The following is a 17,324-nucleotide window of genomic DNA, read 5'->3' on the forward strand; positions in this document are numbered from 1 at the left end:
CCCGAACCACTCACCACCACACCAGCAACAACCAAAGCCGAGACCGTTATCGGAGCAGATACACGCATTCGGCCACACCCAATCCTCGACGTCGTCCGCGTCTCGGGACGGATGCACCGCACGGGACAACGGAGTCCTTCTGCCGGGCCGTATCCACGACCCCGGCCCGCTTCCTGTGTGCGAAGCGAACCTTCGATAACATAAGGTACACAACGCCGAGGACATTGCGGGTGGGTTCACGGAAATTCGCAGTAACTTAGCGCTTCTGGCGACAACCCCTGAAACCAGGGTACCGGCCCGAGCCGCCCCATGCCCGTGCCCGTTTCGTCCGTTGCCGGCGCCGGCTCGATGCGGTGATCCCTTGGCGCAGCGCAGTTGTCGGCCGCGGCAGCGTCGCTCGAGCTACTTCTTCGCGAGCCTCCGGTGGCGTGCTGCGAGTTGCCGGCACTGAATTCGGTCTCGCGCCATACCGGTTCACGCGACCTCGCTCGGCGCCGCCGCCGCGGTCGCCACCGTGGCCGCGGCGGCGCGCTCGGCCTCCTCGACAGTGCAGCGGCCGAGGCCGCATGCCGTCGCCACACCGTAGGCGGATCGACCGGCGGCCGCTTCGAACAAGGCCAGGCTTCGGATATCGTCTTGCGCTGCCGCAGGCGACACGACGCCGGCGATGACGCGCCAGTCCGGGTCCAGCCGGCGCAGCGGCCGGTAGAACGCCGGCTCCACCGGGGCAGGATGAGCACCGTAGGCACAGGGGATGTGCGCGGGTGGCAGCGGCACGGCGCGAGCGCGCAGATCTCGAGCCACGGTGTTCAACAGCCTTACCGCCGGCGCGAGACTACGCGGGGCAAGAAGTTCTTTGTGCTGGTAGTCGCCGTAGCACAGATGCAGGATGGTTCGTGCGCCGAGATCGTGTGCCCGCGCGAGGAAATCGGCCAACTGTCGCGCCACCAGACGGCCGACCGGAGCCTGCGCACCGAATCGCGCCGCCTTCACCAGTGCGAGCTGGGCGATCGGCGACTCCACCTGCCAGGTGATCACATCGCCGTGCTCGGCGGTGACTCGGGCCATTTCGGCCAGCACGGCCTCCACGAAAACCGGCAAGTTGCGCAGGGCGGGAGTCACCGTCCGGAGGTGGCGCAGCGCGCGTCCGAGCGGAAGACCGTCGGCGACCGCGGCGCCTCCGAACACGAACAACGCCAAGTCCAGCGGATTCGGTTGACTGATCTGCAATCTCGTGTCGGCGAGTTCCGGATGTCGATTCCGCAGCGCGCGAAAGGCGGTGACGGCCGCGCCGATACGGTCGACGCGATCCATCGCCACGTGCCGGGGTTCGAGGGTGGCGCCCCGGCGAATGCCGTACACGCGCATGTCGGCGTAATCGGCGAAGTCACCGCTGCGCACCACTTCGAAGACGTCGTCGTGTTTCTCCCGCTCCCGCAGGTAGTCCACGACCCAGGCGGGATCCAGGTCCCGCGGTACGCCGGTGAGCCGGTGGCCCTGGCTGCGCTGGACGAACCACTCCAGCACATCACCGTCATCGGTCGTCAATGGTGCGGGCAAGCTGCCCACGAAGTGCACGAGTCGCGTCATCGTCTGTCCAACACGTAGTCCACCCGAACGGATCAGGCGTTCACCTACCGCTCAGGGCCCCGATCCGGCGGCCGCCAAGCAGGATAGGCCGATAGATAGCCAGAAGTTCGCCACTCCTGGGAAGCCGGCGCTGAACTACTGCGGCGGCTTTTCGGAAACGCACCGCGTGGTGCAATAGCGTCTGCCGGAACTACCTGGTAGAACTCGGCCATGGTCGATCGAACGCGGTTCGCGCGGTTGGCGCTGGACCAGGTTGCCGCCGAGTTGGACGGCACGGCTCTTCGCGGCGGCTACCTCACCTCGGAGCGGATGCGATTCCTCGCGACGAAGGTCCGCGACGCCGGACAGGCCTACGACAAAGCTCTCGAATCGAACGCGGCCCCGGAATAAGCTTCGAAGACTTGCCGACCGCCGATTACGGGAGGCCGGAAGAACGATCCGGCCGCCCATCCCTTCCCTGCGCTACCCGTGGCCGTTCGGCGGAATTCGAGACCCGGTGGCCTGCGCACGACCGCTCGGCGCTCGGTCGGCGTGGACCCGGCGTCGCCAGATATCGGAGGGATTCCAGTCCGGCGCGGTCCGCCCACGCGTGAGGGGGAACGCGGCCAGCCCGATCAGCAGCGCCGAAAAATGCCCGATGCCGGTGAAGGTGGGGTGGATGAGCAGCGGGATGGCGAACCACACCAGGACTGCGCCGAGGTACAGCCACCGCCACGGCCGGGCGACATGGTAGGTCAGGACTCCGATGATCGCGGCGAGAAAGTAACTGACGCCGATATCGCGGACATCGATCATCCCGGGATCGGCGTAGCCGTGGCGAATGGCCAGGGCCAGGATGCCCTCGCTGAGGTACGTGGCTCCGACGTGCGCGCCCAGACCGACGATCGCCCAGCGCAACGCGCCGAGCCACCGTTCGGCCGGCGCGTGGAAGACGCAGAACAGCACGCAGTAGGGCAGCCAGAAGTAGCCGTCGATCCACAGCAGACTGGTCACCAGGACGTGCACCGGATCGGACTCGAGGTGACGCAGGTTGGTGGAACGCTCACCCAGCAGTCGCTCCAGATCGCCGCGCGGCACCAGGTGCTGGATGATCGTGGTCCCCAGCAGCACAGCCAGCCAGGCGAAAGTCCACGGGGCGGTGCGCACGTACTGCCAGATGGACGCCGCGCGGCTGGGTCGCGTGCCGTCGGCGTCGGCTGCCTGAGTCATGGCGCGGCCTTCCCTGTGGAGTCCTCCGCCCGGAGACGCGACCGCCCGGCAGCATTGCCGACTCGAGACGCGCGCTCCTGGCTCTGCCAGGTGAAACACTACTCTCGGACCGGCTGGAGATCCCGCCGATGACCTGTCCGCGCCCGGGGAACCCGCCGTGCGAAATCAGCCCGTCTGATGAGATGACCGTTCAGGCGGCCGTCGCTACTGGGCCGGTAGGTCAGGCTGACGGCGCACCGCGACGGCACGGGACCGTAAACGGTCGAACGGAGAATTACCCCGCTCAGGCCCGCGGCCCGGTAGGGGCCGCCGTCCAGTCCGGCCGATACCTTCTGCTCCGCGTCCAAGCGGTACTCCGGGTCGACCTGCAAGCGAACGAAGGCCTCCTTCACGATGTGCAACACCGGAAGTGTTCAGCCGCAGAGCTTTCCGCACACTGCCGGACCGTCTAGGCCGGCGAGCAGCCGCCCTCGGGCGACTCCGGGGCAAGCGGCCCGGTGCGGTTGGCGGTAAGCATCCGGACGGCCGTGATGCGCAGGTCCGGACGGGGGCGCCGGGCGGTCAGCTCGGCCAGGCAGATCTCGCCGACCATGGCCACCTTCATCCGCGAGGCCGCGTCGGGGTCCGGCCATCCGGCGGCCACCATGTCCGGTCGTCCCACCGCGATGAACAGCTCGTGGCGGCGGCGGATCTCCTCACGCAGATCCGGGTCGGTGCGCGCCTGCACCATGAACGCCTCGGTGCCGCGGGCATCGAGGCAGGCGTCCAGGAATGCGTCCAGGCTGGGGCCGATCCGTTCTATCCCCGGCGGAATCCCGGCCAGCGCCGCGGCCACCGACTGCGACAGCGCGTCGAAGAAGCGGCGATGCAGAGCGATGACGTAGCTGCGGCGGTTGACGAAGTGGTGATAGAAGGTGCCCTTGGCCATCCCGGCTTCCTCGACCACCGCGTTGATCGAAAGACGGTGCAGCCCTTCGCGTTCCGCCACCACGGTGCCCGCGATGAGCAGCGCCGTGCGACCGGGGTCGGCAATGACTGTCATGTTTCCGAATTCTCCCCACTCTTTCTGGAAAGCCTAGTGTCGTGCACCGGCCGCACCTACGCTGTGACCGATCGGTCGGTCGAAGCCTAGCTGGGTTCCGGATGGGCCATCGGGTCATCGAGGACCGATCTGATTCCGGGCGACCCTGGGGGTTCGAAATGTCCGCTGAGTTTAAATTGGTGAGCGGCGATGTGGTGCCACTGGCGTCGAACGCACGCTATCTCGTATCGATCGACGACCTGTTGCCCGCGGATTCGCCGCGGTCCAACGGAGAGGACCGCAGGCATATCGCGCGACTGGCCGAGAGCGATACGGAATTGCCGCCGATTCTGGTGCATCGCAGCACCATGCGCGTCATCGACGGAATGCATCGGTTGCGCGCCGCGCAATGGCTCGGGCGCGAGCACATCGACGTCGTGTTCTTCGACGGGACACCGGCCGAGGCCTTTCTGCGCGGAGTCGAACTCAATACGACACACGGTCTGCCCCTGACGCTTTCGGACCGCAAAGCGGCGGCCGAGCGGATCATCGAGACGATGCCGGAATTGTCCGATCGGGCCATCGCGTCCACCGCGGGACTGTCCGCGCGCACGGTGGCCACGATTCGCCAACGTTCGAGTGCGGAAATTCCGCACTCGAACGTCCGCGTCGGCGCCGACGGCAGGCGCAGGCCGATGGACCGCGCGCAACGCAGGCGCCGGGTCGCCGAGCTGCTGGCGGCCTCCCCGGACATGCCGCTGCGCGCGCTGGCCGCCGCGGCCGAGGTGTCCATCAGCACGGCACACGCGATCCGCAAACGCCTGCGCGAGACCGGGTCCTGCGATCGCGACAACACCGCGGAACAGCCCGAGGGCAGCGCGCTGCTGCTGCAACAGCTCACCCGCGACCCGGCCATGCGGCACAGCCAGCAGGGCCGTGACCTGCTGCGCTGGCTGCACACCCATTCGATGCAGCGCGAAGTGTGGACCGCACTGGTGGCCATGGTCCCACCGCATTGCGTCCCGGCCGTCGCCGAACTCGCCAGCCGCAATGCCAAGGAATGGCGAGCGCTGGCCAGCTACATCGACCCCGGCGCCGCCGAATAGCGCCCGGCCGCATCGGCATTCGCCACGGCCGGAGTTCGAGAAAAGGTCATTCATCATGCTTGTTGGTCTCGCACGCCTGGCAACCCGGCGCCCGCGATCCATCCTGTACGGCGCGCTGCTCATCGGGATCGTCTGCGTCGGGCTCGGCTGGTCGGCGCCCGCCCACCTGAAGTCCGGCGGTTACATCCCGTCCGACACCGAATCCACCGAGGTCGCGACGTTCCTCAATCGCGAATTCCCGGGTGCGGCTCCGAATCTCGTGCTGCTGGTCACCGCGCCCGACGGGCTGGACAGCCCCGCGGCCCGCACGGTCGGTGAGCGCCTGGCCGCGGACCTGCGCGGCCGCGACCAGGTCGACGCGGTGCAGTCCTACTGGGAGCTCCCGCCGGATCTGCGGCAGGGGCTGCGCGGCAACGACGGCCGCGACGGCCTTGTCCTGGCTCATGTCACCGGCGACGACACCGACGCGCCGAAACGGGCGGGCGCGATCGCCGGACACGTGAGCGGGGACTTCGACGGCGTCTCCGTGCGGGCGGGCGGCCAGGCGGTGGCCTTCGACGAGATGAGTCATCGGATCGTCACCGATCTCCTGGTCACCGAGGCGATCGCGATACCGCTGACCGGCCTGGCCCTGATCCTGGTCTTCGGCAGCCTGATCGCCGCGCTGATCCCGTTGTCGGTCGGCGTGTTCAACATCTTCGCGACGCTGCCGATCCTGCGGTTGCTCACCGAGGTCGGCGACGTGTCGATCTTCGCGCTGAACATGATGAGCGCGCTGGGTTTCGCGGTCGCGATCGATTCGAGCCTGTTCATGGTCAGCAGGTTTCGTGAGGAACTCGCCGCAGGGCACGACACCGGCTCCGCGGTCTCGCGCACGGCGCGCACCGCGGGCCGCACCGTGCTGTTCTCCGGTGTGGTGATCGCGCTGTCGCTGTCGACGCTGCTGGTCTTCCCGCTGTATTTCCTGCGGTCGCTGGCGTATGCGGGGCTGGCGGTGCTCGGCGCGGCCGTGTTCACCACGCTGCTGCTGGTGCCCGCCGCGCTCGCGCTGCTCGGCCCCCGCGTCGACGCGTTCGACTTGCGGGTGCTCCTGCGCCGCCGACTCCGGCGGCCGCGACCCGAGCCCGTCGAGGTCACCGCAGGCAGGTGGTATCGCCTGGTGCAGTTGGTCATGCGCCGCCCGGTGGTGGCCGCGCTGTCGGTGATCGCCTTGTTGCTGGTGCTGGGTTCGCCGTTCCTGTCCATCCGGTTCGGCGCCGCCGACGACCGGGTCATCGCGGGGGCGTCCAGCCACGTGGTCGGCGACGCCTTGCGCACCGGTTTCCGGGAGAACGCCATGGCCGGTGTGGTCGTGGCCATGCCCGGATATCGGGGCGGCGACGCCGACATCGCGGCTTACGCGCAGCGTTTGTCGCGAGTGGAGCACGTGACGTCCGTGCTGTCGGCGGCGGGCGTCTACGCGGGCGGGCTGAAAGTGGCCTCCGCGCCGCCCGGGATGCGCGACGACGCGGGCACGTACCTGCGGGTGGGCACCCGGCTCGACCCGTACTCCCCTGCCGCGATCGATCAGCTCGACCAGGTGCGCGCGGTCCCCGCACCGGGCCGGGCGCTGCTCGGTGGCGCGGCGGCCGAAAGTGTCGACTCACTCGACGCGCTCGCGGCGAAAGTGCCGGTGGCCGTCTTCGTGATCGTGCTGTCGACGCTGGTGGTGCTGTTCTTCTTCACCGGCAGCGTGCTGCTGCCGATCAAAGCGCTGCTGCTCAACACGCTGTCGCTGGCGGCGACCTTCGGGGCCATGGTCTGGATCTTCCAGGAGGGGCACCTAGCGGGCCCGCTCGGCTTCACCCCGACGGGCTACCTCGTGCCGACCATGCCGATCCTCATGTTCTGCATCGCCTTCGGCGTCTCGATGGACTACGAGGTGTTCCTGTTGTCCCGGATTCGCGAGGAGTGGCTGTCCTCCGGCGACAACACCCGCGCGGTGGCGACCGGCGTCGCGCGCACCGCGCGGATCTTCACGGCGGCCGCCTGCCTGATGGCGATCGCCTTCGCGGGCATGGTGACCTCGCACGTGTCGTTCATCCAACTGTTCGGCCTCGGCCTGACCCTGGCCGTGCTCAGCGACGCGACATTGATCCGCGGCGTACTCGCGCCCGCCCTGATGCGCCTGCTCGGCGCGGCCAACTGGTGGGCCCCGCGTCGGCTCGCCCGGTGGCACGAACGTATCGAAATCACCGAGACCAGCGCCGCTCTCGAGCCAGTACCCAAGTAGTGCGATAGGAACAACATGGCGAAATTCCGCACAGGCGTGATGGATTCCGGCGTCTACACCCGGTTCGCGCCCGATCTGCAATTTCGCGGCAGCCGCTCGGTGGCGATGGCGGGCGGGGCGGACTCGCTCTGGGTGACCGACCATTTGCCCTCGATCCTGCCCGCCTCGATCTGGAAACCGCGGCACGTCGGCATCACCCGGCTCGCACCGCACGCCGACGGCATCTACGAACCGTGGACGGCGCTGGGCTATCTCGCCGCGCGGAACCGCTTGGCCCGCCTACGGCTCGGCGTCGGCGTCACCGACGCGGGCCGCCGCAATCCCGCCGTGACCGCGCAGGCCGCGGCCACGCTGCACCAATTGAGCGGGGGCCGCGCGATTCTCGGCATCGGCACCGGCATACGCGACAACAACGAGCCCTACGGCGTGGACTGGTCGGCTCCGGTCGGACGGTTCGAGGAGGCGCTGGCGACCATCCGGGCCCTGTGGGATTCCCACGGCAGCCTGGTGACGAGGGACTCCCCGTATTTCCCGCTGCGCGACGCGGTCTTCGACGTGCCGCCGCACCGGGGCACCCGCCCGGAGATCTGGGTCGCCGCCGGAGGCCCGCGCATGCTGCGGGCCGCCGGGCGCTACGCCGACGTGTGGTTCCCCGGCTTCGCGCAGCGCCCGCACGAATACCGGCATCGCCTGGACCTGGTTCGCACCGCGGCCTCCGACGCGGGCCGCGACCCGGCGTCGGTCGCGCCGGCCGCCGTGTTCAGCGTGCTCACCGCCGCCCGTCCCGGGCAGGTGGACGCGCTCGTCGAGAGCGTGGGCGCGCGGGCGCTGGCCCTGTGCGCCCCCGGGGAGATGTGGACCAGGCACGGCGCGACCCACCCGCTGGGCGAGGACTTCACCGGCCTGCAGGACTACCTGCCGCAGACGTTGGACGAGCGCACCGTCCTGGACTACATCGAGAAGGTCCCGGCGGCACTGGTACGGGAATTCTGTCTGGCCGGAACACCGGACGAGATCGTCGAGCAACTCGCGCACTGGCGCGACCACGGTCTGCGCTATGCCGTGCTCATGAATCTCAGCGCAATTCATCCGAGCATCACACGAGGGATGATTTCGAACGCACCCCTGGTGGCAACGTTACGCAAATTGAAACGTCTGTAACACAAGACAATTGACGGCCGCGCCGCCCGAGCAATAGCATGCATTCGAGCGAAGGAGCTCGTCACAATATTTGTGCTGCTGCGGTCGGGGGGCTCAGCATGGTCCCGCATTCAAGGCCAGGAGAAATAATGGTCGACATTGCAATAGTGGGTATCGGCTGCCGGTTTCCAGGCGGTGTATTCGATGCGGAAAGCTACTGGAATTTTCTGTTGAACAAAGGCGACGGGATCGTCGATATCCCGCCGGACCGTTGGAGTGTCGAAAAGTACTACGACCCGGATCCGGACGCGCCGGGTCGTATGTACACCCGGCGCGGCGGATTTCTCACCCAGCCGCTGTGGGATTTCGACGCCGACTTCTTCGGCATCGCCCAGAAGGAGGCCGCCATCCTCGACCCCCAGCAGCGGCTGCTGCTCGAGGTGACCTGGGAGGCGCTCGACGACGCGGGCATGGCCGGCCGGGTCTCCGGCCACCGCGTCGGCGTCTACGTCGGCGGCTTCATCCTCGACAACGTGCTCGGGCGCAGCGGTCCGCTGGTCCGCTCGGCGATCACCAGCCACACCGCGATGAGCGCCTCGCACACGTTGTTGTCCAACCGCATCTCCTATCTGCTCGACCTGCACGGCCCGAGCCTGACGGTCGACACCGCCTGCTCGTCCTCGCTGGTGGCCACGCATCTGGCGGTGCAGGCGATCGCCAACGGCGAGTGCGAGATCGCGCTGGTCGGCGGGGCGAACGCGATGCTGCAGCCGGAGACGTTCATCTCGATGTGCAAAGGCCGGTTCCTGGCGGTCGACGGACGCTGCAAGACCTTCGACGCCGCCGCCGACGGTTACGGCCGGGCCGAGGGCGCGGGCGCGGTGCTGCTCAAGCCGCTGGACGTCGCACAGCGCGACAACGACCGCGTCTACGCCGTCATCCGCGCGACGGGGGTCAACCAGGACGGCCGCACCATGGCCATACCGGTGCCGAATCCCGTTGCGCAGGAACAACTCGCTCGCCAGGTGCGCGACGACGCGGGTGTCGCGGCGCACGAAGTGAACTACCTCGAGGCGCACGGCACCGGCACCGCGGTCGGCGATCCGATCGAGCTTTCCGCACTGGGCGCGGTGTACGGCGCGGTGGACGGCCGCGGCGAACCGGTGCCGGTCGGCTCGGTGAAGAACAATTTCGGGCATACCGAGGCCGCGGCCGGGGTCGCGAGCCTGATCAAGGCCGCGCTCACCTTGCATCACCGCACGGTCGCGCCCCAATTCGAGTTGATCACGCCGAATCCGGCGATCGAGTTCGACGAGCTACGACTACGGGTGCCGCTGAGCGCCGAACCGCTGTCCGCGGCGCCAGGGAAGGGTGTGGTCGCGGTCAACGGCTTCGGCTACGGCGGCACCAACGCCCACGCCGTACTCGTGGAAGCGCCGCCGGCGGCCGCGCGAGCCGAGGACGAGCGCCCGGTGCCGCGGGTGCTGCCGATCTCCGGCCGCCACGACACCGCGGTGCGCACGCTCGCCGGTGAACTCGCCGACGCGCTCGACCGGCATCCCGCCGAGTCGGTGACCGCCGCCGCCTGGACCCGCCGCGCCCACCATCCGCTGCGGGTCGGCTTCGCCTACGACGACGCCGACGATCTGCGCACCCAGTTGCGCGCCTTCGCCGCCGGAGAGGGTCGCGCCCCGTCCCGGATCATCGGCGACGGGGAGGTCGAACCCGTCTTCGTCTTCAGCGGAATGGGCCCGCAGTGGTGGGGCATGGGCCGCGAGCTGCTCACCACCGACAGCACGTTCGCCAAGGTCGCCAGGGAGATCGACCGTGAGTTCGTCTCGATCGCGGGCTGGTCGATCCTGGACGAGATGCTCGCCGACGAGGACGGCTCGCGGATCATGCAGACCGTGTACGCCCAGCCCGCCAACTTCGTGCTGCAGGCCGCGCTGACCGCCGAACTGGCCGAGTACGGCGTGTATCCGGCGGTGGTCGTCGGGCACAGCGTCGGCGAGGTCACCGCCGCGTACGTATCCGGCGCGCTGTCGCTGCGCGACGCGCTCACCGTCAGCTACCACCGCGCGCGACTGCAGGCGACCACCGCGGGCACCGGCGGCATGCTCGCCTTGGGCATGTCCGAGAGCGAAGCGCGCGAGTTGCTCGCCCGCACCGACAGCATCTCGATCGCCGCGGTGAACAGCCCGGGCGCTGTCACCCTCGCCGGCGACAGCCAGGACCTCGAACTGCTGCGCGACACCCTTTCCGCCACCGGCACATTCGCGCGCAGCCTGCGGGTCGAGGTGCCGTACCACAGCCATCTGATGGACCCGATCCTCGACGACCTGCGGGACGCGCTGGCCCAACTGGCGCCGCGAGACGCGAAACTCACCACGTACTCCACCGTGACCGCCGCCGAGATCGCGGGCACGGAATGGGACGCGGACTACTGGTGCCGCAACGTCCGCGAGCCGGTCCGGTTCGCCGATGCCATCGCAGCGCTGGTCGACGCGGGTCACCGGGTCTTCCTCGAGGTGGGCCCGCATCCGGTGCTCAGCGGCAACATCCGCGAGATGCTGATCCATCGTGGCGTGATCGGCGCCGCGGTGACCACGCTCTCGCGCGATCTGCGCGACCGCAACAACGTGCTGCGCGCCGTCGCGGATCTGTATGTCGCGGGCTCGCTGGACGGTTCGGCCGTGCCGGGCCGTCCGGACTCGATCGTCGAGCACCTGGATCTGCCCGCCTACCCGTGGCAGCGCAAGCGGGTCTGGCACGACGAGGCGGTGACCCTGCTCGATCGCCTGGGCAGGCCGGACGGCTACGCCCTGCTGGGCGATCCCACGACGGCGGGGAGCCCGGAATGGGAGGTGCAGCTGTCGGTGTCGCGGCTGCCTTGGCTACGCGACCACGTCGTGGCGGGACATGTCGTGCTGCCCGGCGCGGCCTATCTCGATGCCGCGCTCAGCGCCGCCGTCGAGCGGACCGGACGCACGAGCCTCGGCCTCGAGTCGGTGGAATTCGTCGCGCCGCTGGTGATCGACGAGCACGACATCCCGGTACTGCGGGTGAGCGTCGAGGAGTCGACCAAACGCTTCCAGATCCGCTCACGCTCGGCCACCGCCGCCACCTGGACGCTCAACGCCCACGGCAGGCTCATCGAAGCCGACTTCACCGCCGCGGTCGTGGATGTCGACGCCCCCCAGCACGCCGTCACCGTCGCGGGCCCGGATCTGTATCGCGGTCTGGCGGCGCGTGGGCTCGACTACGGTCCCGCCTTCCAGCGCATCGTGTCGGCCGTCGTCGGCACGGACGCGGTGGTCGCCTCGCTCGCACCGATCGAGGAGGTGACGCCGATCCCGCACCTGGCCCACCCGGCCCTCGTCGACGCCGCGTTGCAGTGCGTCGCCGCGCTGGCAGCGGACTCGGACACCGACGTGGCGATCGTGCCTGCCGCCATCGCCGGGGTGCGCAGGCTGGGCCCGCTGCCGGAGCGGCCTCGTGTCGTGGTTACCCGGCGCGGAGTCGACCCGCTGCGCGCCGACATCGCGATCGTCGGTGAACAGGGCGAGATGGCCATGCGGCTGCTCGGCGTCGAGTTCCGTCCGGTCAGCGCGGCGATCGATGTCACCCATCAGCTGGATCGCGTTTTCTACCAGCCGCTCTGGGAGATCGTCGAGACACCGTCCGGTGCGCGGCCCGCCGAGGAGGAGGCCGTGGTCGCCGTCTGCGTCGGCGCGGACGCCGCCGATCGCGTGGCGTCGCTGCTGGGCGAGCGGACCGCCGTCACCGTCGTGCTCGCCGACCCCGAAGCCGACGACAACGACGAGTGCCTGCGGCTGGCGCTGCGCTCACCCGAGGGCGTACCGATCGCCGAACGGATCCGGGTGGTCAGCGTGTTCGGCGACGCGTTCGACGGGTCGCGCAACGTCTACTGGCTCGCGCGTGTGGCCAATGCGGTCGAGCATCTGCTCGCCGACGCGCCGCAGGTCCGTGTCCGCAGCGTCGTCGTCACCGAGGACGCGCTGTGCACGCCCGCCGACAGCGCCGCCAAGGTCGCGCACGGCGCACTGGTGGGGGCGCGGCGCGCCCTGCTCAACGAACAACCCGCGGCGGGCTGGCGGCTGGTCGACGCGTCCTCACGCTCGGGAACGCCGCTGAGGGATCTCGTTTTCGCCGACGACGTGCTCGACGAGATCGGTGTGCGGGGAACCGATTACTGGGCGGTGCGGCTGGACCGGAATTTCGGCACGTATCTCGACGAGCGCAACCGGGCCACCCCGCTGTCGGATCCGGAAGCCTCGTTCGTGGTGGAGATTCCCAAGTCGCGGCTGCTGTCGGATCTGGCGTTGCGCGAGGCCGAGCGGGTCGCGCCGGGTCCCGGCGAGATCGAGATCCGGATGGAAGCGGCCGGGCTGAATTACAAGGACGCGATGAAGGTCATCGGCGTGCTCACCGAAAAGGAGCTCGCCGGCACGTATTTCGGTACGACGGTCGGCATGGAGGGCTCCGGTGTGGTCGAGCGTGTCGGCCCCGGCGTCACCGATGTCGCGGTCGGCGACCGGATGATGGTGTGTGCCCGCGACATCCTCCGCAAGTACGTCACCATGCCCGCCGACGCGGGCGCGACCATGCCGCACCGGCTGCTACCCGGCGAAGCCTACGATCCGTTGACCTGTGGATCCGGGTTGCCTTATCTCACCGCCGAATTCGGATTGCGGACGCTGGCGCGCCTGCGGCCGGAGGAGACCGTGCTCGTGCACGGCGCGGCGGGCGGCATGGGCATGGCCGCGGTGCAGGTCGCGCTGGACATCGGCGCCACCGTGATCGCGACGGCGGGCACGCCCGAGCGGCGCGCGCAGGTGCGCGCGCTCGGCGCGCGCCACGTGTTCGAGTCGCGGTCGGCCGACTTCGTCGACCAGATCGCCGATCTCACCGGCGGCCGTGGCGTCGACGTGGTCTACAGTTCGGCGCCCGGCGAGATCCTGCGCCAGAACTTCCGGGTGGCCGCGGAATTCGGCCGCGTCGTCGACATCGGCAAGGCCGACATCTACACCGGCGGCGTCATCGATCTGGGGCCGTTCGACCGCAACCTCACGTTCTTCTCCGTCGACATGGACCGCGCGCTGGCCCACGATCCCGAACTGCTGCGCACGCCGATGCGCGCCAGCCACGCGGCATTGCGCGCCGGCGCCTACCGATACCTGCCGCACACGGCCTATCCGGTGTCGGAGCTGGCCGCGGCGTTCGAGTCCGTCGCACGATCCGATCAGATCGGCCGGGTTGTGCTGGACCTGCGCGAGGAACAGCCGATGGTACGCCCGAGACTCGCCCACCCCCGGATCGACCCGGACGGCTGCTATCTGGTGACCGGCGGCTTCGGCGGCTTCGGCTTGGCCACCGCCCGGTGGCTGGTCGCCGAGGGCGCACGGAAGCTGGTGCTGGTCGGCCGCAGCGGCGCGTCCACCCCGCAGGCCCGGCAACAGGTCGCGGCCTTCACCGCGGCGGGCGTGGCGGTGCTCGAGGAGCGGGTGGACGTCGCCGACTACGCCGCAACAGCCGCGTTGGTGGACCGCATCGGGTCGGTCGCGCCGCTGCGCGGGATCTTCCATGCGGCGGGAGTGGTGAACAACCTGCCGATCCCGCAGATCACCCGGGAATCGCTCGACGAGCTGTTCGCCAAAGTGCGCGGAGCGCAGCATCTGGACCGTGCGGTCGAGGAGGCGGGCATCGAGCTGGACATGTTCGTGCTGTACTCCTCGATCAGCGCGCTGGGCTGCATCACCCCGCAGATCGGCTACGCCGCCGCCAACGCCGCCCTGGACGCGCTCGCCGCCGACCGCCGTGCCCGTGGCGCCGCGGCACTGGCGGTGAACTGGGGCTTCATGAGCGGCGGCGGCATGGCCGACAAGACCGAGGCGCTGGTGGACTACGTGAAGTCGATCGGTTTCCTGCCCATCGACATGGACCGGGCCACCGCTCTGCTGCGCGAATGCCTGGCGCTGGACACCACCCAGGTCGCGGTGGCGGACATCGACTGGACGGTGTGGTCGCGGGTGGCCCGGCCGTCCACCGACACCCGTCGCTTCCGGCAGCTGCTCGCCGACATCGGCGTCGGCGGCGAGGCCGGCGGCGCGCTGCGTACCGAGATCCTCACGCTGCCCACCGAACAGCGCGCCGACTTCGTCGCCCAGCGCCTCGCCGATCAGCTCGCGGTGGTGCTCGGCGTGGGCACGGACGCCATCAACATCGACGAGCCGGTCACCGACCTCGGCATGGACTCGCTCATGGCGATGGAATTCGGGGCCCGCACCGAGAAGGAACTCGACGTCAAGATCTCCGCGCTCGAACTCAGCCGGGGCCTGTCGCTGCGCGGCATCGGCGCCAAGGTGGTCAGCCAATTCGCCGAGCCCGCCCAGGCCCAGGCCGCGGCATGAAAGGCACCGACATGTCAACCGAACTCATCGCTTACGCCGATATCGACACCGTGCTGGGGCACCGCGACGGGCGCTTCTTCGGCGAGGGCTACAAGCGGATCACCCACCGCATCTTCGACATCACCCTCGACCGCGACGCGCAGGACCGTCCCCGGCTGACGGCGACCGCGGGGGTGCACTATCCGCTGGACTGGTCGCGCAAGAGCACCCGCGTGCTGGTCCCGCACGTGAGCAGCATCGATTGCTCGATCTTCGGCTACCGGCTGCTCGAGGTGATCCTGCGCGAGTGCTACGGGCTCACCGACAGCGAGATCCGTTCGTGCTGGGTTCCTTTCGTCCAGTTCAGCAGTGGGACCATCGCGACGGAGTCGCTGGAGGAGTTCCCGATCAGCGCGACGGTGGTCGCGGTGGAGGGCGACACGATCAGCATCACCGGGGCGCTGGGCGGCGGTATGAGCCTGGAGGCCACCGTGGCGTTGCCCGCGCCACCGCGTCCGGCCCAGGCCGCACGGCACACCGTGCGCGAGACGGGCCGGGGGTACTTCCACGGCGGGGTGTACGCCCGGGGGCAGTACCTGCGCAATGTCGTCGTATCCGACGGCGGCAGCCGGGCGCAGGCCGATTTCGCTCTCGCGGAACCGGAACCGGATCCGGCCGAGCCGTGGCTCGGTGTGGCCGACGCCTACCAGCCTTCGGTCACGCTGGTCGACGCGACGGTGATCCTGGCGCAGCTGTCCCAGGTCGTGCTCTACGAACTGGACAACATCGCCCGCAAGGACAGCGAGACGCTGTGGATGCGCCGGATGACCGCCCGCGCGTCCGCTCCCCCGGCACCGTTCACCTCGGGCAGCGCGACCACGCACATGGCGCGATCGATGGTCCTCGCCTTCGGCGGCGGCGACTGGCGCATCTCCAGCTGGGCGTCGGACTTCGCCGGGTGCGAGATCCGATACGACCTCGCGCACCGTCTGCCCGCCTGACCCGCGCAATTCCGAACGTTCAGAAAGGCACCCCCATGTCGGGAAACAATTATCGACGCATCGTGATATCCGGGACCTACTCGACCGGAAAGACCACGACCTCCACGGCGCTGTCCCTGCTGACCGGGATTCCCCGGGTGGACGCCTCGTCCGCGCGCGAAGTGGTCACCGAGCTCTATCCGGGCATGCGGTTCCAGGACCTGAGCACCACCGAACTGATGGCGCTCGGCTTTCGCAGGCTGGAGTTGCGCATCCAGGCCGAGGCGATCCTCGATGCCCAGGGCGGATTCATCGCCGACGGTTCGGTGCTCAACGAGTGGGTCTACGGCACCACGCGGCTGATCACCGGACCGAACCCCGGGTCGACCCGGTGGCACAAGGCGGTCAAGAACACCCTCACCCTGCCCGGTCGGCCGTTCTACCGCCGTTATCTCAACGCCTACGGCGATATGGCCCGGCAGCGGGCCCGGCAGAACTACGACATCTTCTTCCACCTTCCGGTGGAGGTGCCGATGGATCCCGACGGCCACCGGCCGGTCGACGAGCGCTACCGCGCCATCTCCGATCGGCAACTGCTGCACGCGATCAGCGAGCTCGGGCAACCGGTGGTGACGGTGCGCGGCACCCCCGAACAGCGCCTGGAATCCATCGTCTCGATGCTCGACATCCCCACCGTGATGGACATCGACGTCGCGGTGAAGGAGGCGATGGAGATCGTGCGCAGCAGCCGCGAGCGGGTTCAGGAAACGATCGTCGCCCAGGCACAACCGAACACTCTCGGCCGCAAGATCAAGTTCGCCACCCGCGTTTAGGAGCACGCCATGACCGTCCTGCTGGACAAGACCAAACGCTACAACCCGATCGACTCGTGGTTCTACGACAACTTCATCTCCGATGCCGTACGGGAGATGACCCCGACCCTGTTCGACGACATCGTCGCCCAGCTCGACGACGGCGCCCAGGTGCTCGACGTCGGTTGCGGCGGTGGGCAACTCGCGGTCGGGCTGGCCACCGCAGGGACCACGTTGCGGCTGACCGGCATCGACCTGTCCCCGCAGCAGGTGCGCAGGGCACGCAAGCGCGGCGCGGCGCTGGGCAGCCGGATCCAGTTCCGGGAAGGCTCGGCGATGGACCTGCCCTTCCCCGACGCCGCCTACGACGCGGTGCTCAGCTCCGGCTCGATCAAGCACTGGCCGAATCAGCGCAAGGGTCTCGCGGAGATGATCCGGGTACTGCGGCCGGGCGGTCTGCTGCTGGTGATCGAGGCGGACCGGGGCTGCACCTTCGAGGACGCGCGGTCGTTCGTCGACCGCTGGAAGCTGCCGCAGCCGATGGCGCGCGCCTGCCTGCCGTTCTTCCGCACCTACATCGCCGGCTACGGCATCGACCTGGAGGACGGCCGCGAGCTGGTGGCCGACCTCCCGGTCACCGAGGCGACGGTGCGGCGCATCTCAGGCGAGCCCGGTATTCAGATCACCGCGCGCAAACTGGACGAGTGAACAAGGCTCTCGTCGGCGAATCCTGCCGGTGATCGGGCCGGGCGGCGGCACGGCCGAGACGCCGCCCGGCTCGATC

At 69.2% G+C, this 17,324-nt stretch carries 11 protein-coding genes; 8 read left to right on the plus strand and 3 right to left on the minus strand.

What is annotated here, in order from left to right:
• Positions 1–474: 474 nt before the first annotated feature.
• Complete coding sequence (locus ACWEH3_RS31755) at positions 475–1,590, minus strand: hypothetical protein (protein ID WP_450026756.1); 1,116 nt, start codon at positions 1,588–1,590, stop codon at positions 475–477.
• Positions 1,591–1,800: 210 nt separating this feature from the next.
• Between ACWEH3_RS31755 and ACWEH3_RS31760 the strand changes: the two genes are divergently transcribed.
• Positions 1,801–1,980, plus strand: a complete 180-nt coding sequence (locus ACWEH3_RS31760; protein WP_355081194.1) for a hypothetical protein — start codon at positions 1,801–1,803, stop codon at positions 1,978–1,980.
• A 72-nt stretch (positions 1,981–2,052) separates the two neighbouring features.
• On the opposite strand, the gene ACWEH3_RS31765 is transcribed toward ACWEH3_RS31760, so the two are convergent.
• A complete protein-coding gene (locus tag ACWEH3_RS31765) occupies positions 2,053–2,799 on the minus strand; it encodes a rhomboid-like protein (protein ID WP_450026754.1) in 747 nt (248 codons plus the stop codon).
• Positions 2,800–3,247: 448 nt separating this feature from the next.
• Entirely contained in the window at positions 3,248–3,841 is a 594-nt protein-coding gene (locus ACWEH3_RS31770; RefSeq protein ID WP_450026752.1) for a TetR/AcrR family transcriptional regulator, read from the minus strand.
• A gap of 158 nt (positions 3,842–3,999) precedes the next feature.
• On the opposite strand from ACWEH3_RS31770, the gene ACWEH3_RS31775 reads away from it, so the two are divergent.
• The 7 genes from ACWEH3_RS31775 (at position 4,000) to ACWEH3_RS31805 (ending at position 17,248) form a co-directional block, all read left to right on the plus strand.
• Positions 4,000–4,926 carry a ParB/RepB/Spo0J family partition protein gene (locus ACWEH3_RS31775; protein WP_452358452.1) on the plus strand — a complete coding sequence of 309 codons (927 nt, stop codon included), beginning with the start codon at positions 4,000–4,002 and terminating at the stop codon, positions 4,924–4,926.
• 55 nt (positions 4,927–4,981) lie between these two features.
• Positions 4,982–7,198 (plus strand): MMPL family transporter, encoded by a 2,217-nt coding sequence (locus ACWEH3_RS31780; RefSeq protein ID WP_450026819.1) that lies wholly within the window; start codon positions 4,982–4,984, stop codon positions 7,196–7,198.
• A gap of 15 nt (positions 7,199–7,213) precedes the next feature.
• Positions 7,214–8,359: an LLM class flavin-dependent oxidoreductase gene (locus ACWEH3_RS31785; protein WP_452358453.1), complete on the plus strand. Its 1,146-nt coding sequence runs from the start codon at positions 7,214–7,216 to the stop codon at positions 8,357–8,359.
• Between the two features lie 128 nt (positions 8,360–8,487).
• Entirely contained in the window at positions 8,488–14,769 is a 6,282-nt protein-coding gene (locus ACWEH3_RS31790; protein ID WP_452358454.1) for an SDR family NAD(P)-dependent oxidoreductase, read from the plus strand.
• A gap of 11 nt (positions 14,770–14,780) precedes the next feature.
• A complete protein-coding gene (locus tag ACWEH3_RS31795) occupies positions 14,781–15,749 on the plus strand; it encodes an AvrD family protein (RefSeq protein WP_450026626.1) in 969 nt (322 codons plus the stop codon).
• 62 nt (positions 15,750–15,811) lie between these two features.
• Entirely contained in the window at positions 15,812–16,561 is a 750-nt protein-coding gene (locus tag ACWEH3_RS31800; protein WP_450026624.1) for an ATP/GTP-binding protein, read from the plus strand.
• Positions 16,562–16,570: 9 nt separating this feature from the next.
• On the plus strand, positions 16,571–17,248 hold the full coding sequence (locus ACWEH3_RS31805; protein ID WP_450026622.1) for a class I SAM-dependent methyltransferase: 678 nt from the start codon (positions 16,571–16,573) through the stop codon (positions 17,246–17,248).
• Positions 17,249–17,324 lie beyond the last annotated feature (76 nt).

It is taken from the genome of Nocardia sp. NPDC004718, from assembly GCF_053601535.1.